At 70.3% G+C, this 26658-nt stretch carries 25 protein-coding genes and 1 riboswitch; of the genes, 17 read left to right on the top strand and 8 right to left on the bottom strand.

The features are described 5' to 3' along the window. The 5 genes from E4K62_RS04655 to E4K62_RS04635 form a co-directional block, all read right to left on the bottom strand. On the bottom strand, positions 1 to 1284 hold the full coding sequence (locus tag E4K62_RS04655) for an ABC transporter permease (protein WP_135064166.1): 1284 nt from the start codon (positions 1282 to 1284) through the stop codon (positions 1 to 3). Continuing rightward, the gene (locus E4K62_RS04650; RefSeq protein ID WP_135064163.1) at positions 1281 to 2543 is read right to left on the bottom strand and encodes an ABC transporter permease; all 1263 of its coding nucleotides are present in this window, start codon (positions 2541 to 2543) and stop codon (positions 1281 to 1283) included. The genes E4K62_RS04655 and E4K62_RS04650 overlap by 4 nt, the downstream gene beginning before the upstream one ends. Beyond that, positions 2540 to 4036, bottom strand: a complete 1497-nt coding sequence (locus E4K62_RS04645) for an ABC transporter ATP-binding protein (protein WP_135064160.1) — start codon at positions 4034 to 4036, stop codon at positions 2540 to 2542. The genes E4K62_RS04650 and E4K62_RS04645 overlap by 4 nt, the downstream gene beginning before the upstream one ends. A gap of 90 nt (positions 4037 to 4126) precedes the next feature. Continuing rightward, entirely contained in the window at positions 4127 to 5203 is a 1077-nt protein-coding gene (locus E4K62_RS04640; RefSeq protein WP_167747737.1) for a BMP family lipoprotein, read from the bottom strand. 185 nt (positions 5204 to 5388) lie between these two features. Beyond that, positions 5389 to 6507, bottom strand: a complete 1119-nt coding sequence (locus E4K62_RS04635) for a mannose-1-phosphate guanylyltransferase (RefSeq protein WP_135064154.1) — start codon at positions 6505 to 6507, stop codon at positions 5389 to 5391. Between the two features lie 237 nt (positions 6508 to 6744). Between E4K62_RS04635 and sdhC the strand changes: the two genes are divergently transcribed. The 15 genes from sdhC to E4K62_RS04560 all read left to right on the top strand — a co-directional run bounded on the left by sdhC (position 6745) and on the right by E4K62_RS04560 (position 21197). Then, positions 6745 to 7179, top strand: a complete 435-nt coding sequence (sdhC, locus tag E4K62_RS04630) for a succinate dehydrogenase, cytochrome b556 subunit (protein WP_135064151.1) — start codon at positions 6745 to 6747, stop codon at positions 7177 to 7179. Continuing rightward, positions 7179 to 7625 (top strand): succinate dehydrogenase hydrophobic membrane anchor subunit, encoded by a 447-nt coding sequence (locus tag E4K62_RS04625; RefSeq protein ID WP_135064148.1) that lies wholly within the window; start codon positions 7179 to 7181, stop codon positions 7623 to 7625. The genes sdhC and E4K62_RS04625 overlap by 1 nt, the downstream gene beginning before the upstream one ends. A gap of 32 nt (positions 7626 to 7657) precedes the next feature. After that, complete coding sequence (sdhA, locus tag E4K62_RS04620) at positions 7658 to 9466, top strand: succinate dehydrogenase flavoprotein subunit (protein ID WP_187270394.1); 1809 nt, start codon at positions 7658 to 7660, stop codon at positions 9464 to 9466. A 1-nt stretch (position 9467) separates the two neighbouring features. Further along, positions 9468 to 10259, top strand: coding sequence for a succinate dehydrogenase iron-sulfur subunit (locus E4K62_RS04615; protein WP_135064145.1), 792 nt, complete (start codon positions 9468 to 9470; stop codon positions 10257 to 10259). A 151-nt stretch (positions 10260 to 10410) separates the two neighbouring features. Further along, positions 10411 to 11586, top strand: a complete 1176-nt coding sequence (locus E4K62_RS04610; protein WP_135064142.1) for a YihY/virulence factor BrkB family protein — start codon at positions 10411 to 10413, stop codon at positions 11584 to 11586. 123 nt (positions 11587 to 11709) lie between these two features. After that, entirely contained in the window at positions 11710 to 12558 is an 849-nt protein-coding gene (locus E4K62_RS04605; protein ID WP_135064140.1) for an exodeoxyribonuclease III, read from the top strand. A 341-nt stretch (positions 12559 to 12899) separates the two neighbouring features. Next, positions 12900 to 13904 carry a tryptophan--tRNA ligase gene (gene trpS, locus E4K62_RS04600; RefSeq protein ID WP_135064137.1) on the top strand — a complete coding sequence of 335 codons (1005 nt, stop codon included), beginning with the start codon at positions 12900 to 12902 and terminating at the stop codon, positions 13902 to 13904. 129 nt (positions 13905 to 14033) lie between these two features. Beyond that, on the top strand, positions 14034 to 14597 hold the full coding sequence (locus E4K62_RS04595) for a GNAT family N-acetyltransferase (protein WP_135064134.1): 564 nt from the start codon (positions 14034 to 14036) through the stop codon (positions 14595 to 14597). Positions 14598 to 14624: 27 nt separating this feature from the next. After that, on the top strand, positions 14625 to 15488 hold the full coding sequence (locus tag E4K62_RS04590) for an Fpg/Nei family DNA glycosylase (RefSeq protein WP_135064131.1): 864 nt from the start codon (positions 14625 to 14627) through the stop codon (positions 15486 to 15488). A 60-nt stretch (positions 15489 to 15548) separates the two neighbouring features. Continuing rightward, positions 15549 to 15704: riboswitch (FMN riboswitch) on the top strand. A 53-nt stretch (positions 15705 to 15757) separates the two neighbouring features. Next, positions 15758 to 16798 carry a bifunctional diaminohydroxyphosphoribosylaminopyrimidine deaminase/5-amino-6-(5-phosphoribosylamino)uracil reductase RibD gene (gene ribD / locus E4K62_RS04585; protein WP_135064128.1) on the top strand — a complete coding sequence of 347 codons (1041 nt, stop codon included), beginning with the start codon at positions 15758 to 15760 and terminating at the stop codon, positions 16796 to 16798. Then, entirely contained in the window at positions 16798 to 17427 is a 630-nt protein-coding gene (locus E4K62_RS04580; protein WP_135064125.1) for a riboflavin synthase, read from the top strand. Before ribD ends, E4K62_RS04580 begins: the two co-directional genes overlap by 1 nt. Continuing rightward, positions 17424 to 18704: a GTP cyclohydrolase II gene (ribA, locus tag E4K62_RS04575; RefSeq protein WP_135064122.1), complete on the top strand. Its 1281-nt coding sequence runs from the start codon at positions 17424 to 17426 to the stop codon at positions 18702 to 18704. The genes E4K62_RS04580 and ribA overlap by 4 nt, the downstream gene beginning before the upstream one ends. After that, positions 18701 to 19174, top strand: a complete 474-nt coding sequence (gene ribH, locus E4K62_RS04570; RefSeq protein ID WP_135064119.1) for a 6,7-dimethyl-8-ribityllumazine synthase — start codon at positions 18701 to 18703, stop codon at positions 19172 to 19174. The genes ribA and ribH overlap by 4 nt, the downstream gene beginning before the upstream one ends. A 72-nt stretch (positions 19175 to 19246) precedes the next feature. Beyond that, the gene (locus tag E4K62_RS04565; RefSeq protein ID WP_135064116.1) at positions 19247 to 19597 is read left to right on the top strand and encodes a Fe-S protein; all 351 of its coding nucleotides are present in this window, start codon (positions 19247 to 19249) and stop codon (positions 19595 to 19597) included. Positions 19598 to 19751: 154 nt separating this feature from the next. Next, positions 19752 to 21197 (top strand): MFS transporter, encoded by a 1446-nt coding sequence (locus E4K62_RS04560; RefSeq protein ID WP_135064113.1) that lies wholly within the window; start codon positions 19752 to 19754, stop codon positions 21195 to 21197. 518 nt (positions 21198 to 21715) lie between these two features. On the opposite strand, the gene E4K62_RS04555 is transcribed toward E4K62_RS04560, so the two are convergent. From E4K62_RS04555 to E4K62_RS04545, 3 genes are read right to left on the bottom strand one after another with little or no spacing between them, the layout of a single operon-like run. Further along, positions 21716 to 22540: an ABC transporter permease gene (locus tag E4K62_RS04555; RefSeq protein ID WP_135064110.1), complete on the bottom strand. Its 825-nt coding sequence runs from the start codon at positions 22538 to 22540 to the stop codon at positions 21716 to 21718. Next, positions 22537 to 23391: an ABC transporter permease gene (locus tag E4K62_RS04550; protein ID WP_135064107.1), complete on the bottom strand. Its 855-nt coding sequence runs from the start codon at positions 23389 to 23391 to the stop codon at positions 22537 to 22539. Before E4K62_RS04550 ends, E4K62_RS04555 begins: the two co-directional genes overlap by 4 nt. After that, positions 23388 to 24329: an ABC transporter ATP-binding protein gene (locus E4K62_RS04545; protein WP_135064104.1), complete on the bottom strand. Its 942-nt coding sequence runs from the start codon at positions 24327 to 24329 to the stop codon at positions 23388 to 23390. Before E4K62_RS04545 ends, E4K62_RS04550 begins: the two co-directional genes overlap by 4 nt. A 114-nt stretch (positions 24330 to 24443) precedes the next feature. Here E4K62_RS04545 and E4K62_RS04540 point away from each other — a divergent pair, with 114 nt between their 5' ends. Beyond that, on the top strand, positions 24444 to 24659 hold the full coding sequence (locus E4K62_RS04540) for an AsnC family protein (protein WP_135064101.1): 216 nt from the start codon (positions 24444 to 24446) through the stop codon (positions 24657 to 24659). A 23-nt stretch (positions 24660 to 24682) separates the two neighbouring features. Beyond that, complete coding sequence (locus E4K62_RS04535; RefSeq protein ID WP_135064098.1) at positions 24683 to 26569, top strand: ABC transporter ATP-binding protein; 1887 nt, start codon at positions 24683 to 24685, stop codon at positions 26567 to 26569. Positions 26570 to 26658: the final 89 nt, after the last annotated feature.

Here is a 26658-nt window from a genome sequence, read left to right as displayed (position 1 = left end):
TCACTCCTTGATGTACGGTTTGCCGGCGGCCCTGGGGCCGATGACCCGGCCGGCCACGATCGCCACGGCCACGATGGTCACCACATAGGGCACCATCTCGATGATGTCGGTGGGAACCTGGGATCCGGCCTGACCGGCCCAGATGCGGAAGTTGCTCGCGAACCCGAACAGCAGCGCCGCGATCGCCGCGCCCCACGGGTTCCACCGCCCGAGGATGACGGCGGCCAGCGCGATGAACCCCTGGCCTGCGCTCATCTCCCGGACGAAGGCGCCCACGGAGCCGATCGTGAGGGTGGCCCCGCCGAGGCCCGCGACCAGGCCCGCCACGGTCACCGTCCAGAATCGCCAGCGGTTGACGTTGATGCCGACCGTGTCCGCCGCCAGGGGGTGCTCCCCGAGGGCGCGGATGCGCAGGCCCCACGTGGTGCGGAAGAGCACGAACCACGCCAGCGGCACCAGCAGGAACATGATGTAGGTCGTCAGGCGCTGCTCGAACAGCACCGGTCCGAGAACGGGGATCTCGGACAGGAGCGGGATGGCGATGCGCGGCAGCGTGCCGGGGTCGTTCAGCGTGGCGGAGTTGGGTGACAGCACCGCCGAGTAGAGGAAGTTGGTCACCGCGGTGACCAGGCCGATGAGCACGACGCCGACGACCACCTGATCGACGAGGTAGCTGATGGCGAACCAGGCGAGCACCATCGCGATGAGGGCGCCGGAGACCATCGCCGCCACCAGCGCCAGGATCTGGTTGCCGGTGGCCGAGGCCACCATGGCCGCGGTGCACGCGCCCGCCAGCAGCTGGCCCTCGATCGCGATGTTCACGATGCCGACGCGTTCGCCGATGACACCGGCGATCGCCCCGAACACCAGCGGCGTGGACAGGGCGATCGTGCCGGTGAGGAGGAAGATCACCGGCACCGAGCCGCCCGCGCCCACCCACGACACGAGCGCGACGAGGAACGCCAGGCCCACGATGAGGGTCACCCACACCGGCACCTTGCGGCGGCGCGCCGCGAGCCAGAACGCGAACGCCGCCGCGGCCACGGCCAGCACGCCGGTCACCAGCCCCATCACGCGCGCGGAGGCGACGAAGGGGTCGAGCTGGACGGCGTCGCCGCGGCTGGACCACGTGAACGACACCGACTCGTCGGTTCCGAGGAGGCCGAAGAAGACCAGTGTGATGAGGGCGAGGGCGCCGAGGAGGATCGGCGTTCGCCACGCGCGCGGGGCGAGGGAGGCCGTGTGCGGCGCGGCGGCGGGGGCGACGGGCGCGGTCGTGGTCACTGTCCCGCCTCCTTCGCCTCGAGCTGCGGTTTGCGGCCGGTGTTCAGCTCTGTGACCTCGCGGGGCACCGGCAGGAACCGGAAGATCGCCCGCACGAGCGGCGGCGCGGCGATGAACAGCACGATGAGCCCCTGGATGACGCCGAGGATCTCGGGGGCCACGTCGGCCAGCTGCATGGTGGGGCCAGCGGCCCGCAGCATCCCGAACAGGAGCCCGGCCAGCAGCACGCCGCCGGCACGCGAGCCGCCGAGCAGCGCCACGGTGATGGCGTCGAAGCCGATGCCGGCGTCGATGGTCGGGCCGAAGTTGCCGTCGCGGCCGAGGGCCTGGTTGAGCCCCGCCACCCCGATGAACATGCCCGACAGCACCATCGCGACGATGTACATGCGCTTGACGTCGACGCCGGCGGTGCGGGCCGCATCGGGGTTCAGCCCCACCATCCGCAACCGGAAGCCGAGCGACGAGCGCTCCATGAGCCACCAGAACACTCCCACGGCCACGATGCACAGCACGAAGCTCCACCGCAGGTCGAACTCCGCGAAGATCCGCGGGAAGACGGCGGTGGGATCCGGCGGCCGGGTGGTGGGGTTGTTGCCGGAGTCCATGTCGTGCAGCACCGGCGTGCGCATCAGGAAGGTCGCCAGCGACACCGCGATGTAGTTCATCATGATCGTCACGATGACCTCGTGGGCACCGGTGGCCGCCTTGAGGAACCCGGCGATGCCGGCCCAGATCGCGGCACCGACGAGCCCGAAGAGGATCGCCACGACGAGGTGCAGTCCGTAGGGCAGGTGCAGCTGGAACGACGCCCACGCCGCCCAGATCGCGGCGATGACCATCTGGCCCTGGCCGCCGATGTTGAACAGGCCCGCACGGAAGGTCAGCGCCACACCCAGCCCCGCCGCGATGAGCGGGCCGGCGAAGCGCAGCGATTCCAGCAGCGGACGGATCGCCGACTCCGCCGAGGACGCCGTGTAGTTGTAGATCGAGCCGCGGAACAGCGCCGCATACGCGTCGCCGATCGCCTGGCCGGCCGCCTGGAGGAAGTCGGTGGGGCGGGAGAAGAAGTACGGCAGCGTGCGCCCGACGTCTTGGTTGGTGACGACGATCAGCACCGAGGCGACCACCAGCGAGAGCACGATCGCCGCCGCGGTGCGGACGATTCCGCCCGAGGCGATGTCGTGCAGCACGTCGCCCAGGGAGGGGCGGGTGCGCGGGGGCTGCTCGGTCGCCGCCGGGTCCGTCTGCGCCTGGCTCATTCGTGCACTCCTGCCATGAGGCGGCCGAGGCGCTCACGCGGGGCGTCGGCGGGGACGATGTCGATGATCGCGCCGCGGTACATGACCGCGATCCGGTCGGCGAGGGCGACCACCTCGTCCAGCTCGGTGGAGATGATCAGCACGGGGATGCCCGAGTCGCGGATCTGCACGATGCGCTCGTGGATGAACTCGATGGACCCCACATCCACCCCCCGCGTGGGCTGGGAGGCCACGAAGAGCTTGAGGTCGCGCCCCAGTTCGCGGGCCAGCACCACCTTCTGCTGGTTGCCGCCGGACAGGCGCCCGACCAGGACGTCGCGGTGCGGCGTGCGGATGTCGAATTCGGCGATCGCCTCGTCGGCGAACCGGTCGCGGTGGGCGAAGTCGATGGCCGGGCCCTTCGTGAACGGGCCGGCGAAGGAGCGGTCGAGCATGAGGTTCTCGGCGACCGTGAACTCGGCGACGAGCCCGTCGACCTTGCGGTCTTCCGGGACGAATCCCACACCGCTGTCCAGCACGTGACGCACGTGCGCGGAGGAGAGCTCCTGACCGTCGAGGCGGATGCTGCCCTGCACGCGGTCGCGCAGGCCCACGAGGGCCTCGGTGAGCTCGGTCTGGCCGTTGCCCTGCACGCCGGCCACGGCCAGCACCTCGCCGGCGCGGATCGTGAACGACACGTCGTCGAGCAGGCGTTCGCCGGCCGGACCGAAGACGGTGAGGTTCTCCACCACGAGGGCCTCGGCGCCCAGCCGGGGCGGGTCCTTGTGCACGGTGAGCTCGACGGCGCGCCCGACCATGAGGGCGGCGAGCTCGTCGTTGGTGGCGGTGGGGGCGGCTTCGCCCACCACCCGGCCGAGCCGGATGACGGTGATCGTGTCGGCGACGGCGCGCACTTCGCGGAGCTTGTGGGTGATGAAGACGATGGAGGTGCCGCCGTCGGCGAGGCGGCGCATCGTCGCCATCAGCTCGTCGGTCTCCTGCGGGGTGAGGACGGCGGTGGGCTCGTCCAGGACGAGCACGCGAGCATCACGGGCGAGGGCCTTGATGATCTCCACGCGCTGCTGAGCACCGACGGGCAGGTCGCCGACGACCGCATCCGGGTCGATGTCGAACCCGAACCGGTCGGAGATCTCCCGCACGAGAGCCCGTGCCGCCGGCAGGTCCAGGACCCCGCCGCGGCTGGGCTCATGGCCGAGGATCACGTTCTCTGCCACGGTGAAGACGGGGATCAGCATGAAGTGCTGATGCACCATCCCGATGCCGGCGGCCATCGCCTGGCCGGGCCCGGAGAAGTGCTGCGGGACGTCGTCCAGGAGGATCTCGCCCTCATCGGGCTGATAGAGACCGAACAGCACGTTCATGAGGGTCGACTTGCCGGCGCCATTCTCCCCCAGCAGGGCGTGGATCTGCCCTGACTCGACGGTGAGGTCGACGGCGTCGTTGGCCACGAGCGGTCCGAACCGCTTCGTGATCCCGCGGAGCTCGAGTTTCATGGTGCGACCCATCCTGCCGGAACCGGCGTGAAACGGCACACGCCGAGGCGGACTCTGCCGCCCCGGCGTGTGCCAGGGTGTGACGAGGGGTCAGGCGCCCGCGAGCGGGTCGATCGTCCCGTCGATGATGGCCTGCTTGAGCTCGTCGAGCTTGTCCTTCAGCTCCTGCGGGATCTCGCTGTCGAAGTCGCCGAAGCCGCTCAGGGCGGTGCCGTCGTTCTCCAGCGTGCCGACGTAGGGCTCCGCGGTGAACTCGTCGCTCTCGATGATGGCGGTGATGACGTCCAGCACGGGCTGGGTCATGCGCTTCTCCACCGAGGTGAGGGTGATGTCGGCGAGCTCGGGCTGCGTGACGGCGATGTCCTTGTCCACGCCCAGCATGACGCCGGTGCCGGCCTCACGGATGGCCTCCGCCGTGGCGGTGAACAGCGTGCCCGCGACGGGGAAGAGGACGTCCGCGCCGGCGGCGAGCTGACCCTCGGAGAAGGTCTTGGCGACGCCGGTGTTGGAGAAGTCGCCGACGAAGTCGCCGGTGCCGGTGGCCGGATCCCAGCCCACGATGGTGATCGGGGTGCCGGTCTCCTGCTCGTAGTACTTCGCGCCGTTGTAGTACCCGGTCATGAACGAGGTGACCGACTCGATGTCGTCACCGCCGTAGGTGCCGATGGTCTTCGTGGTGGAGTACGCCGCCGCGAGGTAGCCGGCGAGGAAGCTGGACTCCTGCATCGCGTAGGTGATGGGCTTGAGGTTCTCCTGGCCCTGGTTCCATCCGTCGATCCACACGAAGCGCGCTTCGGGGTTGTCGTCCGCGACGTCGAAGATGACGTCGTTGATGGAGAAGTTGAAGCCCACCGCGAAGGTCACGTCGCAGCCGGCTTCCACCATCTGCGTGAGGTTCGGGGTGAAGTCCTCGTTGCTGGCCGACTCCGCGTCGGCGATCTTGATGCCGAGCTCCGACTCCGCGTCGAGCAGGCCCTGGTAGGCGGCTTCGTTGAAGCTCTTGTCGTTCCAGCTGCCCTCGTCGGAGACGGCGCAGGCGAGGAAGTCGGTGCTTTCCGCGCCGGCGTCGCCTTCCTCAGGCGCGGGCGCGCATGCCGAGAGCAGAAGGCCGGCGGCTCCGATGAACGCCATCGCGGCGGCCGTCCGCTTGGGGGTGAATGCAGACACTGCAGTCCTCTCTGAGATGTCCGGGCGCGCAAACATCAGGCCCCCGGTCGGGATACCCAGAACGTTACGTCGCGAGACGCGCGACCACACACTCTGATAGGCGCGCGCGCCAGAAGAGTTACAGATTTGCGATCGTTTCGAAACCTGGCCGCCGCATTCGGCCGGTCGACGGGTCCGCGACGGCGTCAGAGCACGTCACCGCGGCCGGTGAGCTTCAGCGCGTCGACGACGCCCTTGACCCGCTGCGCGTGCTCGCTCGTGGTGACCAGGAGCGCGTCGGCGGTGTCGACCACGACGATGTCCTGCACGCCGATGAGGCTGATGATGCGTTCGGTCTGCGACACCACGATGCCGCTGGAGGCATCGGCGAGCACCCGCGCGTGGCTGCCCAGGATCGCCAGCTCGTTCTTGCCGCCGTGGGAGTTGAGCTTGGCCAGGCTCGCGAAATCGCCCACGTCGTCCCAGTCGAAGTGACCGGGGATGACCGCGAGGCGGCCTTTCTCGGCCGACGGCTCGGCGACGGCGTAGTCGATCGCGATCTTCTTCAGATCCGGCCACACCCGATCGACCACCGGACCGCGGCGCTCGCGGTCGTCCCAGGCCTCGGCGAGCTCGAGGAGACCCGCGTGCAGCTCGGGCTCGTTGGCGGCCAGCTCCGCCAGGAGCACGTCGGCGCGGCTGATGAACATGCCGGCATTCCACAGGTACGCACGGTCGGCGTAGTAGGTGCGCGCGGTCTCCAGGTCGGGCTTCTCCACGAACCGCTCGACCAGCGCCGCCTCGGGCGCTCCGTCGACGTCCAGCTCACCGTCCTTGCGGATGTAGCCGAAGCCGACGGAGGGCTCGGTGGGCTGGATGCCGATCGTGCAGATGTATCCCGCGCGGGCCACGGCGACGGCCTGCTGGACGGCGAACTCGAAGGTGCGCGTCCCGCGGATGACGTGGTCTGCGGCGAAGGATCCGATGATCACGTCCGGCTCACGGCGATGCAGGATCGCCGCGGCCAGCCCGATGGCCGCCGACGAGTCGCGCGGCTCGGATTCGAGGAACACGTTGTGGTCGGGGATGCCGGGCAGTTCGCGCTCCACGGCGGCGCGGTGGGCACGCCCGGTGACCACGGCGATCCGGTCGGGGCCGGCCAGCGGCTCCAGGCGGTTCCACGTGTCGCGCAGGAGCGTCTGGCCCGACCCGGTCAGGTCGTGCAGGAACTTCGGGGCCTCGGCTCGCGACAGCGGCCACAGGCGGCTGCCGATCCCTCCGGCGGGAATCACGGCGTAGAAGTCGTCGATGGGCTGCTGAGGCATGCGAACAGGCTAGCCGTGCCGGTTCGCCGCGCCGTGTCATCCACGTGACGGCGCCGTGACGGAGCATCCGCGGGTCGTGCGCGGGTATCTCGACATCGAGATAGTTAGGCCTGCCTAATCCCCGTGATTATGCCCCCGGTCGTAGGATGATCGAGCGCCCGTGTGTCGCAGGAGCTTCCCGCTCCGCGGGGCTACGGACCACCCCCGCCAAGCCGTGTTCGATCAGGGAGGACGCTCGTGCCTGAACCAGCGCGCGTGACGCTATCGGTGGCCGAGACCACCTCGAAGGTTCCGCGGGGCACTCTGTACCGCGGCCGAGAAGGCATGTGGTCGTGGGTCCTGCACCGCATCACCGGCGTCGCCATCTTCTTCTTCCTCCTCGTGCACATCCTGGACACGGCGCTCATCCGCGTCTCCCCCGAGGCGTACGACGCGGTCATCGGAACGTACAAGAACCCGATCATGGGCATCGGCGAGGTCGCCCTCGTCGGGGCGATCGCGTACCACGCGTTCAACGGCCTGCGCATCATCCTGGTGGACTTCTGGGGCTGGGCGACCCGCCACCAGCGCCAGCTGTGGTGGATCGTGCTGGGCGTGTGGCTCGTCACGATGCTCGCCTTCACGCCGCGTCACCTGATCAACGTGTTCGCCGACTTCGGAGGGGCGCACTGATGACCGCTCAGCTGGCCTCGACCATCCCCGCACCGCGCACGCGCAACAAGGGCTCGAACCTGGAGAAGTGGGGCTGGGTCTACATGCGCGCCTCCGGCGTGCTGCTGATCGTCCTCATCTTCGGTCACCTGTTCGTCAACCTCATGACCGGTGACGGCATCCACCAGATCGACTTCGCCTTCGTCGTCGGCAAGTTCGCCTCGCCGTTCTGGCAGTGGTGGGATGTGCTGATGCTGTGGCTGGCCCTCATCCACGGCGCCAACGGCATGCGCACGATCGTCAACGACTACGTCACCTCCCCCACCGTCCGCCGCGTGCTCGTGTGGGCGCTGTGGCTGTCGTCCGGATTCCTGATCCTGCTCGGCACGCTCGTGGTCTTCACCTTCGACCCCTGCATCGGCGTCACCGAGTCCAGCTCCCTGTGGGCCATGTGCCAGGGCGCCTGACCCTCCGACTGAAGAACGAGAGCATCCAACCCGTGAGCATCCCCAGCACCGCCGATTCCGTCGTCCGCGACGGCGTGCACTACCACCAGTTCGACATCGTGATCGTGGGCGCCGGCGGCGCCGGCATGCGCGCGGCGATCGAGGCCGGGCCCGGCGCGAAGACGGCCGTCATCTCCAAGCTCTACCCGACGCGCTCGCACACCGGCGCGGCACAGGGCGGCATGGCCGCCGCCCTCGCCAACGTCGAAGAGGACTCGTGGGAGTGGCACACGTTCGACACCGTCAAGGGCGGCGACTACCTCGTCGACCAGGATGCGGCGGAGATCCTCGCCAAGGAGGCCATCGACGCGGTCATCGACCTGGAGAACATGGGTCTGCCGTTCAACCGCACCCCCGAGGGCAAGATCGACCAGCGCCGCTTCGGCGGGCACACCGCCGACCACGGCAAGACCCCCGTGCGCCGCGCGTGCTACGCCGCCGACCGCACCGGCCACATGATCCTGCAGACGCTGTTCCAGAACTGCGTCAAGCTGGGCATCAACTTCTTCAACGAGTTCTACGTCCTGGACCTCATCACGGTGAAGGACGCCGCCGGCGCCACGCAGGTCGCCGGCGTCGTCGCGTACGACCTGGCCACGGGCGAGCTGCACGTCTTCCAGTCCAAGGCCGTCATCTTCGCCACCGGCGGCTTCGGCAAGATCTTCAAGACCACCTCCAACGCGCACACCCTCACCGGTGACGGCGTCGGCATCGTGTGGCGCAAGGGCCTGCCGCTGGAGGACATGGAGTTCTTCCAGTTCCACCCGACCGGTCTCGCCGGTCTCGGCATCCTCCTCACCGAGGGTGCCCGCGGCGAAGGCGCGATCCTCCGCAACGCCAGCGGCGAGCGGTTCATGGAGCGCTACGCCCCCACGATCAAGGACCTCGCGCCGCGTGACATCGTGGCCCGCTGCATGGTGCAGGAGGTGGCCGAGGGCCGCGGCGCAGGACCCCACCGCGACTACGTGCTGCTGGACTGCACGCACCTGGGCGCCGAGGTGCTGGAGACCAAGCTCCCCGACATCACCGAGTTCGCCCGCACGTACCTGGGCGTTGACCCCGTCGTCGAGCCCGTTCCGGTCATGCCGACCGCGCACTACGCGATGGGTGGCATCCCCACCAACGTCGAGGCGGAGGTGCTCGCCGACAACACCACCGTCGTGCCGGGCCTGTACGCCGCCGGCGAGTGCGCGTGCGTGTCGGTGCACGGCTCGAACCGCCTGGGCACCAACTCGCTGCTGGACATCAACGTCTTCGGCAAGCGTGCCGGCCGCAACGCCGTGAAGTACGTCCAGACCGCCGACTTCGTGCCGCTGCCGGAGGACCCGGCGAAGGAGGTGCGCGGCATGATCGAGGGCCTGCGCGCCAACCCCGGCACCGAGCGGATCGCCGTGCTGCGCAAGGCGCTGCAGGACGAGATGGACAAGGGCGCGCAGGTGTTCCGCACCGAGGAGTCGCTCGCCCACGTGCTCGATGTCATCGCCGACCTGCGTGAGCGGTACCTCAACGTGCACGTCGATGACAAGGGCAAGCGCTACAACACCGATCTGCTCGAGGCTGTGGAGCTCGGCTTTCTCCTCGACCTCGCCGAGGTGGTCGTCTACGCCGCGCAGAACCGCAAGGAGAGCCGCGGCGGCCACATGCGCGACGACTACCCCAAGCGCGACGACGAGAACTACATGAAGCACACGATGGCCTACCTCACGGGCGACCCGCACTCGTCGCATCCCGCCGACCACATCGAACTCGGCTGGAAACCCGTGGTCATCACGCGATACCAGCCGATGGAGAGGAAGTACTGAGATGGCCACCGCCACCGCCACCATCGACGTCGCCAACGATCCGCAGAGCGTCGAGCAGGCACCCGAGCCCACCGGCATCCAGTCGTTCCTGGTGACCTTCAACATCCGCCGCTTCGACCCGGAGGTCGACAGCGAGCCGCGCTGGGTCGACTACGACGTGGAGCTGTACTCCACCGACCGCGTGCTCGACGCCCTGCACAAGATCAAGTGGGAGGTCGACGGCTCGCTGTCGTTCCGCCGCTCGTGCGCGCACGGTATCTGCGGCTCGGACGCCATGCGCATCAACGGCCGCAACCGCCTCGCGTGCAAGACCCTCATCAAAGACCTCGACATTTCGCAGCCGATCTACGTCGAGGCCATCAAGGGCCTGCCGCTGGAGAAGGACCTCATCGTCGACATGGAGCCGTTCTTCGCCTCCTACCGCGAGGTGCAGCCCTTCCTCATCGCGGGCTCCAAGCCCGAACCGGGCAAGGAACGCGTCCAGTCGATCGTGGACCGCGAGGTGTTCGACGACACCACCAAGTGCATCCTGTGCGCCGCGTGCACCTCGTCGTGCCCCGTGTTCTGGACCGACGGACAGTACTTCGGCCCGGCCGCGATCGTCAACGCGCACCGCTTCATCTTCGATTCGCGCGATGACGCCGCCGAGGTGCGCCTGGACATCCTCAACGACAAGGAAGGCGTGTGGCGCTGCCGCACGACCTTCAACTGCACGGAGGCGTGCCCCCGCGGCATCGAGGTCACCAAGGCGATCGCCGAGGTGAAGCAGGCGGTCCTCAGCGGCAAGCGCTGACCTTCACGTGGACGCCGGCCGGGCTCGCCCGGCCGGCGTCGGCGTTCCCGGTGGCGTGCGGCGTCGGCGTCCCTGCGGCGTGTGGCATCGGCGTTCCCAGCGGCGTACCGGGACCCCGGGCGCATCCGATGCCGCTCGCTATCCTGGCAGCGTGACCGACTCGTCCGCCGCATCCGCCGGCGCGGACCCCGCGCCCCTCCCGGGCTCCCTGCGGCAGCGTTTCGACCAGCCGCTGGAACGGGCCACGGCGATCACACGGCGGACGCTGGAGTGGTTCCCCATCCGGGTGTGGCGGCATTTCCTGCAGCACAACGGCTTCCTGCTGGCCGCGGGCATCTCCTATCAGTCGCTGTTCGCGATCTTCGGGGTCATCTACCTCGCCTTCGCGGCCGTCGGGGCGTGGCTGGGCGGCAGCTCCGATGCCATCCGGGCACTGATCGACATCATCAACGGCTACATCCCCGACCTCATCAGCGACTCCGGACTGGTCAAGCCCGAGCAGGTGCGGTCGGTCGCCACCGGCAGCACCGGACTCCTGACGGTCACCGGCGCCGTCGCGGCGGTCGTGGTCGTCTGGACGGCGATCGGATTCGTCACCTACACGCGCCGCGCGGTGCGCGACACGTTCGGGCTGCCGTTCGATCGCCGCAACTACCTGCTGCTCAAGGCGCGCGACTTCCTGGCGGCCACCCTGTTCGGTCTGGCTCTGCTGCTGGGCGCGGGCCTCGGTTCGATCACCACCGGCGCGGTGGACCTCCTGTTCCAGCTGGTCGGCTGGGACGACTACGGCGCATGGTCGGCCGTGCTCACCCGCGCCGTGTCGCTGGTGGTGGCGTTCGGTCTCAACACCCTCGCCCTCGCGTCGCTGTTCCGCTTCCTCACCGGGGCGTCGCTGCGCTGGCAGCGCATCTGGCCGGGCGCGCTGCTGGGCGCCGCGGCCATCGTCGTGCTGCAGCTGGGTGCGGGCCTCCTCCTCGTCTACACCCCGGCCAACCCCCTCCTGGCGACGTTCGCGGTCTTCATCGGATTCCTCCTGTGGTTCCGCCTCAACGGCATCGTGCTCCTCGTGTCGGCCGCGTGGATCGCGGTGGCCGCGGCCGACCGGTTCGAGAGCATCGAGAGCGAGGCGGATGCCCGCGCCACCGAGCGCGCGGCGCTCGTGATCGCCGCCCGGGTGCGGGTGCGCGAGGCCGAGCGTGCGGCCGCGGACGCACCGTGGTACGCCCGGCGCGCGGCGCGACGGCGCGTGGCCCAGGCGGAGGCCGAACTGCGGGAGGCCGAGCGCAACGCCCCCGCCGTGCCGGACTCCGCCCTGCCCTGGGATTGAGCCGCGCCGCCGTGTGCGCTCGGCCGCGGAGCGGTCGGCCGCGGGCTGCTCGGGCGCGGGCACTCGGTACCATCCGCTCGGCGTCGAGACTCGGTGTCGGGGGGCGCGGCTAGGCTCGTCGTCGTGCCTCGTCGCGTCCGCATCGTCTCCATCAATGTCAACGGCATCCGCGCCGCCGCCCGCAAGGGCATGAACGAATGGCTCGCCGAAGCCGGCGCCGACATCCTCGCCCTCCAGGAGGTGCGGGCCACCACGGCCGAGCTGCAGGCCGCCCTCCCCGGGTGGGAGGTCGTCCACGACGAGGCGCTGGCCAAGGGGCGCGCGGGCGTCGCCATCGCGAGCCGCCTCCCGCACGCCCGGATGAGCACGGTCCTGGGGCCCGAGCCCCTCGATTCGGCGGGGCGGTGGATCGAGGCCGACTTCGACATCGACGGCGAGAGCCTCGCCGTCGTCAGCGCCTACGTGCCCACCGGTGAGGCCGAGACGCCGCGGCAGGACGCCAAGTGGGCGTTCCTGGACGCGATGGAGCGGCGCATGCCGCAGTTGGCGGCGGAGCATCCGCTGGCCCTGATCATGGGCGACCTCAACGTCGGCCATCAGACCTTCGACATCCGCAATTGGAAGGGAAACGTCAAGAAGGCCGGCTTCCTCCCGCGGGAACGCGCCTACTTCGACCGCTTCCTCGGAGACGCCGGGGCCGATGTGACCGGCGCCGACGGCACGACCGGGACGGGCCTGGGCTGGGTGGACGTCGGCCGTCGCTTCGCCGGCGACGTCGACGGCCCGTACACGTGGTGGTCGATGCGGGGCCGCGCGTTCGACAACGACACCGGCTGGCGCATCGACTATCACCTCGCGACCCCCGCCCTGGCTGAGCGCGTGGTGGACTACCGCGTGGTGCGCGCTGCCTCGTGGGACACCCGGTGGAGCGACCACGCCCCCGTCATCGCCGACTACACCCTCGGCCACTGACCCTCCGCCGCCGCGGTCGCTGACCCATCCCGACCCGGCGCGCCGCGCGGTCCGCTGATCCGCCCGGTCCGCTGGCCGCCGCTGCCGAAACTCCTCAATCTCGCCGTTTCCGCCGCCGGTTCGGCGGCTTTCGGCCGCCCTCCCCGCCGTTCTTGAGGAGTTCGGGCGACTGCGACTGCTGTACGGGGCGCAGGCACCGGGGAGGTCAGCCGGGGAGCGAGCATCCCCGGTGCGCCTGGGGCGCGGCCATCTCGGGCGAGCGGGCGGGCGGGAGCGGGAGGGCGGGAGCGGGGCGGGACGGACGTACCGGGGGCGACACCTGCCGCGACTAGAATCGGCGGGTGACCAAGCCCCGCCTGTACTCCGGCATGCAGCCATCCGCCGACTCGCTCCACATCGGCAACTACATCGGCGCGCTCATGCAGTGGCGGGACCTGCAGGACTCCTACGACGCGTTCTTCTCCGTCGTCGATCTGCACGCGCTGACGCAGCCGAACGCCCCGGGCGAGCTCCGGGAGAAGACGCGACGCACCGCGGCGCAGTACATCGCCGCCGGGATCGAGCCGTCGCGTTCGACGCTGTACGTGCAGTCGCACGTCCCCGCTCACACCGAACTCGCGTGGATCCTGTCCACCCTCACCGGCTTCGGCGAGGCCGGGCGGATGACGCAGTTCAAGGACAAATCGACGCGGTACGGCGCCGACGCGACCAACGTGGGGCTGTTCACCTACCCGGTTCTCATGGCCGCCGACATCCTGCTGTACCAGACCGACGTGGTTCCCGTCGGCGACGACCAGAAGCAGCACATCGAGCTGACCCGCGACCTGGCCGAACGGTTCAACTCCCGCTACGGCGAGGCCTTCACCGTGCCGACGCCGGTGATCCAGCGCGACACCGCACGCATCTACGACCTGCAGAACCCCTCGGCCAAGATGTCGAAGTCCGCCGAATCGGATGCGGGAGTCCTCGGGCTGCTGGATGACCCGTCGGTGACGGCGAAGAAGATCATGCGCGCCGTGACCGACAGCGAAGGCAGCGTGCGCTTCGACCGCGAGGCCAAGCCCGGGGTGTCGAACCTGCTCGTCATCTACGCCGCCCTCACCGGCCGACAGATCGCCGCCCTGGAGGACGAGTACGCCGGCCGCGGCTACGGCGACTTCAAGAAGGATCTCGCACAGGTCGTGGTGGACGAGTTCACCCCCGTGCGCGACCGCGCCCTGGCGATGCTCGACGATCCCGCCGAACTGGACCGGGTGCTCGCCGCGAACGCCGAGCGTGCCGCCGCCGTCGCCGACCGGACCCTCGCCGACGTCTACGACCGCATCGGACTGCTCCGCCGCGTGTGATCCGCGTCGGCGTGTGAGCGCGCGTCTCCCAGAAAGGTGGCGCGCCGCCGCCGTGTGAGCGCGTCCACACGTGACGCGGCAGCGCACCCGCGCGCGACCTGCCGGCCGATGCGGCGGTAGGGTGCCCGCATGGAGCCCGTGGAGCTGCGCACGCCGCGAACCGAGCTGTCGCCGCCGACGCGCCACGACGTGCCGGCGATCTTCCAGGCGTGCCAGGATGCCGACATCCAGCGCTACACGGCGGTGCCCTCGCCGTACCTGCTCGAGCACGCCGAGGCCTTCGTCGACGCGGTGCCCGGCCGCTGGGCCGATGGCATCGAGGCCACGTGGGCGATCCGCCTCGACGACCGCCTCGTGGGCATGCTGGGGATGCACCGCCTCACGACCGGCTCCCCCGAGATCGGGTACTGGATGACGCGCGGCGCGCGGGGACGGGGCCTGCTCACCGAGGCCGCCGCCGCGGTGGTGGAGTGGGCCCTGGCGCCGGACGGCCTGGGCGCCGCACGCCTGGAGTGGCGCGCCGTCGTGGGCAACCGGGCGTCGGCCCGGGTGGCGCGCGCACTGGGCTTCCGCTACGAAGGGACCCTCCGCCACGCGCTGGTGAACTCCTTCGGACGTGACGACGCGTGGATCGCGGGCCTCCTCCCCGGCGATGACCGCACCCCGCAGCCGTGGAGCGTTCTCGGAGACTGAGGCCGCGATCCGTGGCAGGATGACCGCATGCCGGAGATGCCCGAGGTGCAGGGGCTCGCCGACTTCCTCCGGGGACGAGTCGTCGGCCGCACCATCACACGCGCGACGGTCACCGCCATCGCGGCGCTGAAGACCTACGACCCGCCGATCACCGCTCTCACCGGCACCACGGTGTCCGATGTGCAGCGGCACGGGAAGTTCCTCGATGTGGCCACCGACGGCGGCGTCCACCTCGTCTTCCACCTCGCCAAAGCGGGATGGCTGCGCTGGTACGACGCGCTCCCGGCCACGGTGATCAAGCCCGGCAAGACCCCTATCGCCCTGCGCGTCGGCTTCGACGACGGCTCGGGGTTCGACCTGACCGAGGCCGGCACGAAGAAGTCGCTCGCCGTCTACGCGGTCCGCGATCCGGCCGAGGTCCCCGGCATCGCACGTCTGGGGCCCGACCCGCTCGACCCGGGCTTCACGCGCGACGACCTGGCCCGGCTCCTGGCCGGGCGCCGCACGCAGATCAAGGGCGTGCTGCGCGACCAGTCGATCATCGCCGGGGTCGGCAACGCCTATTCGGACGAGATCCTCCATGTCGCGAAGATGTCTCCCTACGCCCTGGCCTCCACCCTCGAAGACTCCGACATCGACCGCCTGTTCGAGGCGATGACGGCAACCCTCGCCGATGCCGTGGCCGCAGCATCCGGCAAGCCGCCGGCCGACCTGAAGGACGCCAAGCGTCGCGGCATGCGCGTCCACGGCCGGCGCGGTGAAGCCTGCCCGGTGTGCGGCGACGAGGTGCGCAGCGTGTTCTTCGCCGACAACTCCCTCGAGTACTGCGCGACGTGCCAGACCGGCGGGAAGATCCTCGCCGACCGGCGGCTGTCGCGCCTGCTGAAGTGAGCGGGCGAGACGGATCGGGAATGATCCTGGTGTCGGCGCGTTGACTAGTATCGAGTTATCAACGTGCTCCGGGGTCGGTGAGAATCCGAACCGGCGGTGACAGTCCGCGAGCCCGAGTGTCCGCCTAGCGGGGACGAAGGCCGATCCGGTGGAAATCCGGAACCGACGGTGATGCGACGGTCCTCCGTCGCGAGTCCGGATGGGAGGCAGCACGGTCGGCGCGACGCGCCGCCCTGCCGCAGCGACCCCGGACCGACCGGAGGATCGACATGGCGGATGCCGCGGAACGCGAGGCGATGGCGCGAGCTCTCGAGCTCGCCGCGCGCGGCCCGGTGGGGGCCAACCCCCAGGTAGGCGCGGTCATCCTCTCCCCCGACGGCGAGGTGCTCGCCGAGGGCTGGCACCGCGGAGCAGGCACAGCGCACGCCGAGGTCGACGCACTCTCGAAGCTGCCGGTGGGGCGCGCCCGCGGGGCGACGGCCGTCGTGACGCTGGAGCCGTGCAACCACACCGGACGCACCGGACCGTGCGCGGTCGCCCTCCTGGAGGCCGGAATCGGCCGCGTCGTGTACGCCCTCGACGACCCCAACGCGGTGTCCTCCGGCGGCGCCGAACGCCTTCGCGCAGCCGGCGTGTCCGTGGAGAGCGGCGTCGACGCGGACCGCGTGCGCGAGCTCCTCGACGGCTGGCTCACCGTTCAGCGCCTCGGACGTCCCTTCGTGACCGTCAAGTGGGCGCAGAGCCTCGACGGGCGCGCGGCAGCCCCCGACGGCACGAGCCAGTGGATCACCGGGCCCGCCGCACGCGCCGACGTCCACCGCCGCCGCGCCGAGGCGGACGCGATCGTCGTGGGCACCGGCACTGTCCTCGCCGACGATCCCGCGCTCACCGCCCGTCGCCCCGACGGCGCCCTGCACGAGAAGCAGCCGCTCCCCGTCGTGCTCGGCGACCGTCCGGTGCCCCCTGACGCAGCGCTCCGCCGCCATCCGCGACAGCTCATCCAGCGGCCGGGGAAGGACCTGCCCGCCGTGCTCGCCGAACTGCGCACACTCGGCGCGCAGCGCGTCTTCGTCGAGGGCGGCCCCACCATCGCCAGCGCGTTCCTGCGCGAAGGCCTCGTCGACGAGGTGCTCGCCTACGTCGCCCCCACCCTCATCGGCTCCGGCGCCGACGGCACCGACCGTCCGGCTCTCGGCCGCCTCGGCGTCGACACGATCACCCAGCAGCGCCGCCTGGTCGTCTCCTCCGTCGAGACGCTCGGCGACGACCTGCTGATCACCGCGCATCCCGCCATCGAAGGAGCACTCTGATGTTCACCGGAATCGTCGAAGAACTCGGCACCCTCACCGCAGTCGAACCGTCCGGTGACGGCGTGCGTCTGACCGTACGGGCACCCGGTGCGGTCACGGATGCCGGGCACGGCGACTCGATCGCCGTCAGCGGCGTGTGCCTCACGGTCGTGGACCAGGGCCCGGACTGGTTCACCGCCGACGTCATGCAGCAGACGCTCGAGATGTCCACTCTGGCCGGCGCCGCACCAGGGCGCACCGTCAACATCGAGCGCGCCACCCCCGCGCACGGTCGCCTGGGCGGCCACATCGTGCAGGGCCACATCGACGGCACCGGCACCGTCGTGGACGTGCGGCCCGGCGAGCGCTGGCAGGTCGTGCGCGTCGCCGTGCCCGCGCACCTCGCGCCGCTCATCGTGGACAAGGGCTCCATCGCCATCGACGGCGTCTCCCTCACCGTCAGCGCCGTGAGCGAGCCCGACGCCGACCAGCCGTGGCTGGAGGTGTCGCTCATCCCCGAGACCCTCGCCGCGACCACCCTGGGCGGAGCATCCGTCGGCGATGCCGTGAACCTGGAGACCGACATCCTCGCCCGTCACGTCCAGCGACTCCTCGCTTTTCCCACACCCACCGAAGGAGGCTCCCGATGAGCCTTGCCACCATCCCCCAGGCCCTGGACTCCCTGCGAGCCGGCCGCCCCGTCATCGTCGCGGACGATGAGGATCGCGAGAACGAGGGCGACGTCATCCTCTCGGCCGAGCTCGCCACCCCCGAATGGATCGCGTGGACCGTGCGCTGGTCCAGCGGATTCATCTGCGCGCCCATGCCCGGCGAGTGGGCCGACCGCCTCGACCTGCCGCCCATGGTCGCGGTGAACCAGGATGCGCGCGGCACCGCGTACACCGTGAGCGTCGACGCCGCCGACCGCAACAGCACCGGCATCAGCGCCTCCGACCGCGCCCACACGCTCAACGTGCTGGCCGATCCCGGCGCGGGCCCCGCCAGCCTCATCCGTCCCGGCCACGTCCTCCCGCTGCGGGCGGTGGACGGCGGCGTGCGCGAGCGCAGCGGACACACCGAGGCGGCCGTGGAACTCATGCGCCTCGCGGGGCTCCAGCCGGTCGGAGCGATCGCGGAGGTCGTCGCCGAGGACGGGAGCATGATGCGTCTGCCCGGCCTCATCGAGCTCGGGGCGCGGGACGAGGTCCCCGTCATCACGATCGAGCAGCTGATCGCCTACCTGGATGAGGAGGAGCCGGTCGCCGCCACGACGGCGGGCGAGCGCCACACGCGGCGGGTCAGCCTTCGCGCGGAGGCGCACGTGCCCACCTCCCACGGCGCGTTCCGCTTCCTGGCGTACAAGGACCGCGTCACCGGCACCGACCATGTCGCCGTCGTCTCGGGAGATCTCACCGAGGACGCACCGCTCGTGCGCGTGCACTCGGAGTGCCTCACGGGAGAGGCGTTCGGCTCGCTGAAGTGCGAATGCGGCCCTCAGCTGGACGCCGCGCTGGACGCGATCGACGAGGACGGCGGCGTCGTGGTCTACATGCGCGGACACGAGGGCCGCGGCATCGGCCTCATCAACAAGCTCCGGGCGTACAGCCTGCAGGAGCAGGGCCTGGACACCGTCGACGCCAACCTCGCGCTGGGACTCCCCGCCGACGCGCGCGATTACGCCGCCGCGGCCGGGATCCTCGCCGACCTCGGGGTGAGCCGCGTGCGCCTGCTGACCAACAACACCGACAAGGTCGCGCAGCTGCGCGAACTCGGGCTGGAGGTCGTGGAGCAGGTGCCGCTGCTGGTGGGGGTCGGACCGAACAACCACCAGTACCTCGAGACCAAGCGCGACCGCATGGGGCACATCATCGCGGAGGCCGACCTGACCGAAGCGCTGCAGCAGATGAAGGAAGGGGCCGAGGCATGAGCGGCAAGGGATCGCCGGAGACCGGCAGCATCGACGGGAGCGGACTGGACGTCGTCGTGATCGCGGGCACGTGGCACGAGGTCATCACCGACGGACTGATCGCCGGCGCCCGTCGCGTGCTCGACGCATCCGGTGCGTCCTGGCGACTGGTGCGCGTGCCCGGCTCGTTCGAGCTTCCCGTCGCCGCGCAGGTCGCGCTGGAATCCGGAGCCGACGCGGTGGTGGCCCTCGGGGTCATCATCCGCGGCGGGACCCCGCACTTCGAGTACGTGTCGTCGGCCGCGACCGACGGACTGACCAGCGTCGCGCTGAACACCGGGCGCCCGGTCGGGTTCGGCGTGCTGACCCTCGACGACGAGCAGCAGGGGCTGGATCGTGCCGGCCTCCCCGGCTCGAAGGAGGACAAGGGCGCCGAGGCTGCCGAAGCCGCGCTGCGTACCGCCCTCGTCCTGCGGGATCTTCGCGGCTGACGGCCTCCTTCCGGGGGTGCTTGGGCGACGCCCCGCTGGCGCGGCACCGCGGATGACCCTACGGTTACCGGCATGGAGATCCTCCGTTCCGTCGTCGTCCTGCTCCACCTCGTCGGCTTCGCCGTCCTGTTCGGCGCGTGGGTGACCGAAGCGGTGTCACGCCGCATCCGGTTCACGCGCGTCATGGACTGGGGTCTGACCATCGCGGGCGTGGCAGGGCTCATCCTCGCCGCGCCGTGGGGCATCGACTACGAGTTGAACTACGTCAAGCTGGGGATCAAGTTCGCCATCCTGGTGGTGATCGGCGCCCTGCTGGGCATCGGATCGGCGCGCCAGCGACGCACCGGGTCCCTTCCCCCGGTGATGTTCTGGCTCGTCGGCATCCTCACCCTCGCCAACGCGGCCATCGCCGTGCTGTGGTGAGCCCGCGCGTAGACTTGATCGGTCGTGCCGGCGATCCTCCGCACGCACTCGGTGACCCTGTGTCGAGCCCGGGCGCACCACCCCGCGCCGGTGCCTTGACCCACCGCCGTGATGTCGCACAACGACGGCTCCCGCGCCTCCCCGACAGGTACCCATGACCACCGCCAATCCCCCCGCCCCCGCCCCGGCCAACCCGCGCTCGCGCGTCATCACCGCGAGCCTCGTCGGCACGACGATCGAGTTCTACGACTTCTACGTCTACGCCACCGCCGCGGTGCTCGTCTTCCCGATCCTCTTCTTCCCCACCGGTAACGAGACCACCTCGCTGCTGTCGTCGTTCGCCGTGTTCGGCGCCGCGATGGTCGCCCGTCCCATCGGGGCGGTCGTCTTCGGACACTTCGGCGACCGGTTCGGACGCAAAGCCACCCTCGTCGCCTCCCTCCTCACCATGGGCATCGCGACGTTCCTGATCGGCCTGCTGCCCACCAACAACGACATCGGATGGTGGGCTGCGCTCATCCTCCTGTTCCTCCGCCTCGCACAGGGCTTCGCGCTCGGCGGGGAGTGGTCCGGCGCCGCCCTGGTGGCCACCGAGAACGCCCCCCGCGGCAAGCGTGCGTGGTACGGCACTTTCCCGCAGCTGGGCGCCCCGATCGGGTTCATCATCGCCAACACCGTGTTCCTGGTGATCAACTTCGCGCTGCCGCACCCCGACGGTCCCGCGCAGCGATCCGAGGAGTTCCTCGCATGGGGATGGCGCGTGCCGTTCCTGTTCTCGGCCGTCATGGTCATCATCGGCCTGTGGGTGCGCCTCAAGCTCGTCGAATCCGACACCTTCGCGCGCGCCGAGAAGACCGGAGCCATCCGCAAGTTCCCCCTCGGCGAGGTCGTGCGCCGGCACTGGCGCCAGCTGCTGCTGGGCACGTTCATCATGCTCGCCACGTACGTGCTGTTCTACCTGATGACCAGCTTCACGCTCTCGTACGGCACGAAGGCCACCACCGAGGGGGCACGCGCGGCCGCCGAGGCGGCCGGGCAGCCCTTCGACGCGGCGGCCTACGTCCCCGGGCTCGGGTTCGGCTACACCGACTTCGTCATCATGCAGATCATCGGCGTGGTCTTCTTCGGTATCTTCACGCTGCTGTCGGGCCCCGTCGCCGACGCCATCGGACGCCGCAAGCTCCTGCTGTGGGTGACCGCCGCGATCGCCGTGTGCGGCGTGATGTTCAACGTCTTCCTCATGCCGCAGCTGGATCCGCAGTTCACCGGCGCCCTGACCCAGGCCTTCCTCGTCCTCGGTTTCCTGCTGATGGGGCTCACGTTCGGGCCGATGGGCGCGGTGCTGCCCGAACTGTTCCCCACCAACGTGCGCTACACCGGCTCGGCGATCTCGTACAACGTGTCGTCGATCCTCGGCGCCGCCGTGGCCCCGCTGATCTCCGTCGCGCTGTGGGCTGCCGCCGACGGGCAGCCGTGGCTGGTCGGGCTGTATCTGACGGGTTCGGCGATCCTGACGTTCATCGCGCTCGTGCTCTCCAAGGAGACGAAGGACGTCGACTACGACGAGAACATCGGTCTGGGCGCCACCGGCTCGCTCTGACGTGCGCGGGCGGATGCCGCGGGGCCTCGCTCCGCGGCATCCGCCCGCCGCCCCGGGGTCCTGCCGCTGCCACCCCGCCGCGCCGCCGCCGCTGTCCTGTCGCGGCCACCAGCTTCCCGAACTCCTCAAGACCACGCCGGACGGCGCCGATCTGGGCCGGTTTCGGCCCATTCGTCCGCGTTCTTGAGGAGTTCGGGAGGCCGGAGGACCTACGGCCGACCAGTCCGGAACGCGGCGCAGGCCTCCGCTCCGCGGATCCGTCTGCGGCTTCACCCCCGGCGCAGCCACCCGCCGCCCACCTCGCCGTCGGAACCCGGCCGCCACCCACTCGCCCGAACTCCTCAAATCCGGCGCCGATACCGCCGGTTCGGGCCCTCGGAGCCGCGCGAGCCCGCGGTTTTGAGGAGTTCGGAAACGCAGGGCACACCGAAACACCCACGCGTCACAGCCTCCGCCGCCGCCGACGCGCCCCGGGCCCAACGCCACCGCCGCCGCCGCCGCGGCCGGCCGGCCGGGCGTCAGTCCAGGAAGAGGGCGCGCAGCCGCTTGGTCGTGAAGACCAGGCCGATGCCGATCATGACGACGTAGTACAGCACGTGCCACAGCATGCCGGCGCTCAGCGCCCCGGTCGTCAGCCCCCGGATGAGCTCGACCCCGTGCCACAGCGGGAGCGCCTGCACGATCACCTGCACGGGCTCGGGGTACACCGTGATCGGGTAGAAGGTGGCCGAGAACAGGAACATCGGCAGCAGGACGAAGTTGATCCAGTCCATGTGCTGGAACGTCTTCATGTAGCTCGTGATCGCCATGCCGACGCTGGCGAACCCGAAGGCGATCAGCAGCACGGCCGGCAGGGCGAGGATCGCGGTGGGCGCCAGGTTCAGCCCGAGCACCTGCATGATGATCATGAAGCCGGTGGCGTACAGCAGCCCACGCAGCAGGGCGTACAGGATCTCACCGAGCGCGACATCCAGCGGACCCAGCGAGGTCGACAGCATCCCCTCGTAGAGCCGGCCGTAGTTGAGCTTGAAGAAGACGTTCCACGTCGAGTCGTAGATCGCCCCGTTCATCGCCGACACCGCCAGCAGCGCGGGTGCGATGAAGGCGGCGTAGGGGACGTCCAGGCCGGCGGAGGTCTGCACGTCGCCGACGAGGGAACCGAGCCCGATACCCATCGAGGCGAGGAAGAAGACCGGTTCGAAGAATCCCGACAGCACGACGATCCAGCTCGACGAGCGCGCGGCGAGGAGTCCGCGCTGCACGACGGCCTGCGGATTCCCCGCCCACAGCGCCCGCACGCCGCCGCGGCGGCGGGTGGTGTCGGATGCGGCGGCGAGGGTCACTTCGCCAGCCTCCGTTCGAAGATGCGCCGGCCGAGCAGGTAGCCCACCGCCGCGAGCACCAGCAGATACGCCAGGTGGACGCCGGCGGCCGCCCCGTCCACCGGACCGTACGTGAGCATCCGGCCCAGCTCGGACGCATGCCACAGCGGCGAGATCCACCCGATCCACTGCAGCCACCCCGGCAGCGTCTCCAGCGGGTAGAAGGTGCCCGAGAACAGGAACATCGGCATGAAGATGAACCGCTGCACGAGGGCGAACTGGCCCTTGTCGTCTTCGATGGATGCCGCGTACGCCATCAGCGGGATGCCAAAGCTCACGCCCGCGAGCACGCCCACCGGGATCGCGATCCAGCCGAGAGAAGGATCGGGCACGGCGCCGAACACCCAGATGAACAGGTAGTACGCGGCGACGGCGATGAACATGCGGGCCGTCGCGCCGAGGATGACGCCGTTGGCGATCTGCGGCGACGACAGCGGGGAGGCGTTGAAGCCGTAGAAGTACCTGCGCCACTTGAACCCCGCCATGACCGGGTAGGTGAACTCCTCGGAGGCGACCGAGATCGCGGCCGTCATGAGCAGGGCGGGCGCGATGAAGACGAGGTAGGGCACCGCCCGACCGCCGTCGTCGATGTCGGTCTGGATGAGGGCGGCAAGCCCCAGCCCGAGTCCCAGCAGATACAGGATCGGCTGCCCGAGTGCGCCCACGACGATCGTCCAGCCGTAGGCCCGCATCGCGCGCACCATGTGCTCGGTGACGTACCACGATCCGCGCGCGCGCGGCTTGCGCCCCCACTCCAGCGCCTCGGCGCGCAGCTCGTCCAGCGAGGGGTGGGTGCGGGTCGCGTCGCTCATTCGATCAGCGACCTTCCGGTCAGGCGCAGGAAGACGTCCTCCAGGCTCGAGCGGCGCACCAGCGAGGTGATCGGCTGCAGGCCCAGCCCGGTGATGCGTTCGAGGGCGGCTTCGCCGTCGCCGGCGTAGACGAGCACCCGGTCGGGCAGCACCTCCACGCGGTCGCCGATCCCCTGCACCTGCGCGGCGACCTGCTCGTTGCGGTCGGATCCGAAGCGCACCTCGAGCACCTCCCGGCTGGAGTGCTCGCGGATGAGGGAGGCCGGAGTGCCCTCGGCCATGATGCGGCCCTTGTCCACCACGATGATCCGATCGCACAGCTGCTCGGCCTCATCCATGTAGTGCGTCGTCAGTACGAGCGTCGTGCCGCGCTCCTTGAGGCGGAACAGGCGGTCCCACAGCACGTGGCGCGCCTGCGGATCCAGACCCGTCGTCGGCTCGTCCAGCAGCAGGATGCGCGGGTCGTTGATGAGGCCGCGGGCGATCGTGAGGCGCCGCTTCATGCCGCCGGAGAGCTGATCCACCTTGCTCTTGGCCTTGTCCTCCAGCGCCGCGAAGGCGAGCAGCTCGTCGGCCTTCTGCGCGCACACCTTGCCGGGCAAGCCGAAATAGCGCCCGTAGATGTAGAGGTTCTCGCGGGCGTTGAGCTCGCCGTCGAGGTTGTCCTGCTGCGGCACGACGCCCAGGCGCGAGCGGATCTCCGGACCGTACGCGTCGGGGTCCAGGCCCAGGATGCTGAGGTCTCCGCCTGTGCGGGTGGACACGGCGCCGATCATCTTCATGGTCGTGGACTTGCCCGCGCCGTTGGGTCCGAGAAGTCCGAAGGACTCTCCGGGGGCGACGTCGAAGGACAGCCCGTCGACGGCGAGGAAGTCGGGCTTGCCCTTCGTCCGGTAGGCCTTCACGAGGTCGCGGGCATGGATCACCGGTTCTGGCACCGGACCACCCTAGCCACGCGCTCCGACATCCGCACGAGACATCCGCACACGTCAACGTATGTTGACCTCCCGTCCCGCGTCAACTATTGTTGACCAACGACGAGAGGAGCGCTCATGAGCGGAGACGGCATCCGGACCGCCATCGGGGCGATGCCCGAACCCGAGCCGATCCGCGAACTGCGGCGCCTCGCCGAGGTGCGCCGAGAGCTCGCCCGCGCCGAAGAGGTGCAGGTCCGTCGCGCTCGCAACCAGGGATTCTCCTGGCAAGCCATCGCCGGAGCCCTCGGCGTGAGCAAGCAGGCCGTGCACAAGAAGTACGGTCGAAAGTGACCCCCACCCGATCGAGGAAACCCATGTCGACCTCATCCCCCGCCCGCGCGCGCCGCGGGCGTCGCGCCCAGCCCGAAGGCCCGCGCGCCACCCTCGGCCAGCTGCTGCCGTTCATCTTCGAGCACAAGCGCGTGCTCGTCGTCGTGGCCGTCCTCAGCGTCCTCGGCGCCGTCGCCACCCTCGCCCAGCCGCTGCTGGTGGGCGAAGTGATCTCGCGGGTGCAGGACGGCTCGGACCTCGGGAGCCTCATCTGGATCCTCGTCGGTTTCGTCGTGGCCGCCTCCGTCATCTCCGGCTACCAGCACTACCTCCTGCAGCGCACCGGCACCGCGGTGGTCTATTCGAGCCGGCGCCGCCTGATCGCCCGCATCCTGCACCTGCCGATCAGCGAGTTCGACGCGCGCCGCACCGGCGACCTCGTCTCGCGCGTGGGCACCGACACGACGCTTCTGTACGCCGTGCTCACCCAGGGTCTCGCCGATGCCGTGGGCAACGTCCTCATCTTCGTGGGCGCGCTCATCGCGATGGCGGTCATCGACATCGTCCTCCTCGCGCTCATCGTCCTGGTGATCGGTGTGTCGGTGCTGGTGGTGGTGCTCCTGAGCGGGCGGATCCGCACCGCCTCCACCGAGCAGCAAGTGAAGGTCGGCGAGCTCGCCTCCGCCGTGGAGCGCGCGGTGGGATCGATCCGCACGGTGCGCGCCTCCGGAGCGACCGAACGCGAGACCGAATCGGTCACGGGCCTGGCCGGCGAGGCGTACGCCGTGGGCGTGCGGATCGCGAAGGTCTCCGCGCTCGTGGTGCCCATCGCGAGCGTCGCGCTGCAGGTGTCGCTGCTGGTCGTGCTGGGCGTCGGCGGATTCCGCGTGGCCTCCGGCGCGATCGAGATCGCGAGCCTGGTGACCTTCATCATGTTCCTGTTCATGCTGATCGCGCCGCTGGGCTCGACGTTCGGGGCGATCACCTCGGTCAGCCAGGCCCTCGGCGCCCTCGGCCGCATCCAGGAGATCCTCGAGCTGCCCACCGAGACCGCGTCCGACCAGCCGGATGCCACGGCCGCGTCCGATCCGGGAGCCCCCGCCATCGCGTTCCGCGACGTGCGCTTCCGCTACCCCGAGCACGTCGTGCAGGCGCGCGAGGCCGCCGCCAAGGAGGCGCGCGCGGTGCTGGAGGGTGCGCACCTCGAACGGGCGGCGGACGAGGTCGCCGCAGCGGAGGACGAGGCCGACCGCGACGTGCTGCGCGGGGTGTCCTTCGACGTGCCGCGGGGTGCCAGGGTCGCGCTGGTCGGGCCCTCGGGAGCGGGCAAGAGCACCGTGCTCTCCCTCATCGAGCGGTTCTACGATCCCACCGGCGGCGCGATCCTCATCGACGGCGTCGACGCCCGGCGCCTGGACCGCGACACGCTCCGCGCGCGCTTCGGGTACGTCGAGCAGGACGCCCCGACCCTCGCCGGCACGATCGCCGACAACCTGCGCCTGGCCTCCCCCGAGGCGACGGATGCCGACTGCGAGCGCGTGCTGCGTGCGGTGAACCTCGGCGACGTGCTCGAGCGCGATCCGCTGGGCCTGCACGCCCCCGTGGGCGAGGCCGGCGTCATGCTCTCGGGCGGCGAGCGTCAGCGTCTCGCGATCGCGCGCGCACTCCTGGCCGCTCCCCCGATCCTGCTGCTGGATGAGTCCACGTCGTCCCTGGACGGCGTGAACGAGCAGCGGATGCGGGAGGCCATCGACGCCGTCGCGGCGGGCCGCACGCTCCTGGTGATCGCCCACCGCCTGTCCACGGTCGTCGACAGCGACCTCATCGTGGTGCTCGACCACGGCCGCGTCGTGGGCCAGGGCACGCACTCGGAGCTCGTCGCATCCACGCCCCTGTATCGCGAGCTCGCCCGCCACCAGCTGCTCGTCTGAACGCCGCGGCGTGAGACATCACATCCCGGCCGAGACACCACGCGTCGCGTGGTGTCTCGGCCGGGATGTGGTGTTTCGAGCGGGCAGGG

The organism is Microbacterium wangchenii (assembly GCF_004564355.1).
GTDB classification, from domain to species: Bacteria; Actinomycetota; Actinomycetes; order Actinomycetales; family Microbacteriaceae; genus Microbacterium; species Microbacterium wangchenii.
This window is presented reverse-complemented; position numbering and strand designations above follow the sequence as displayed.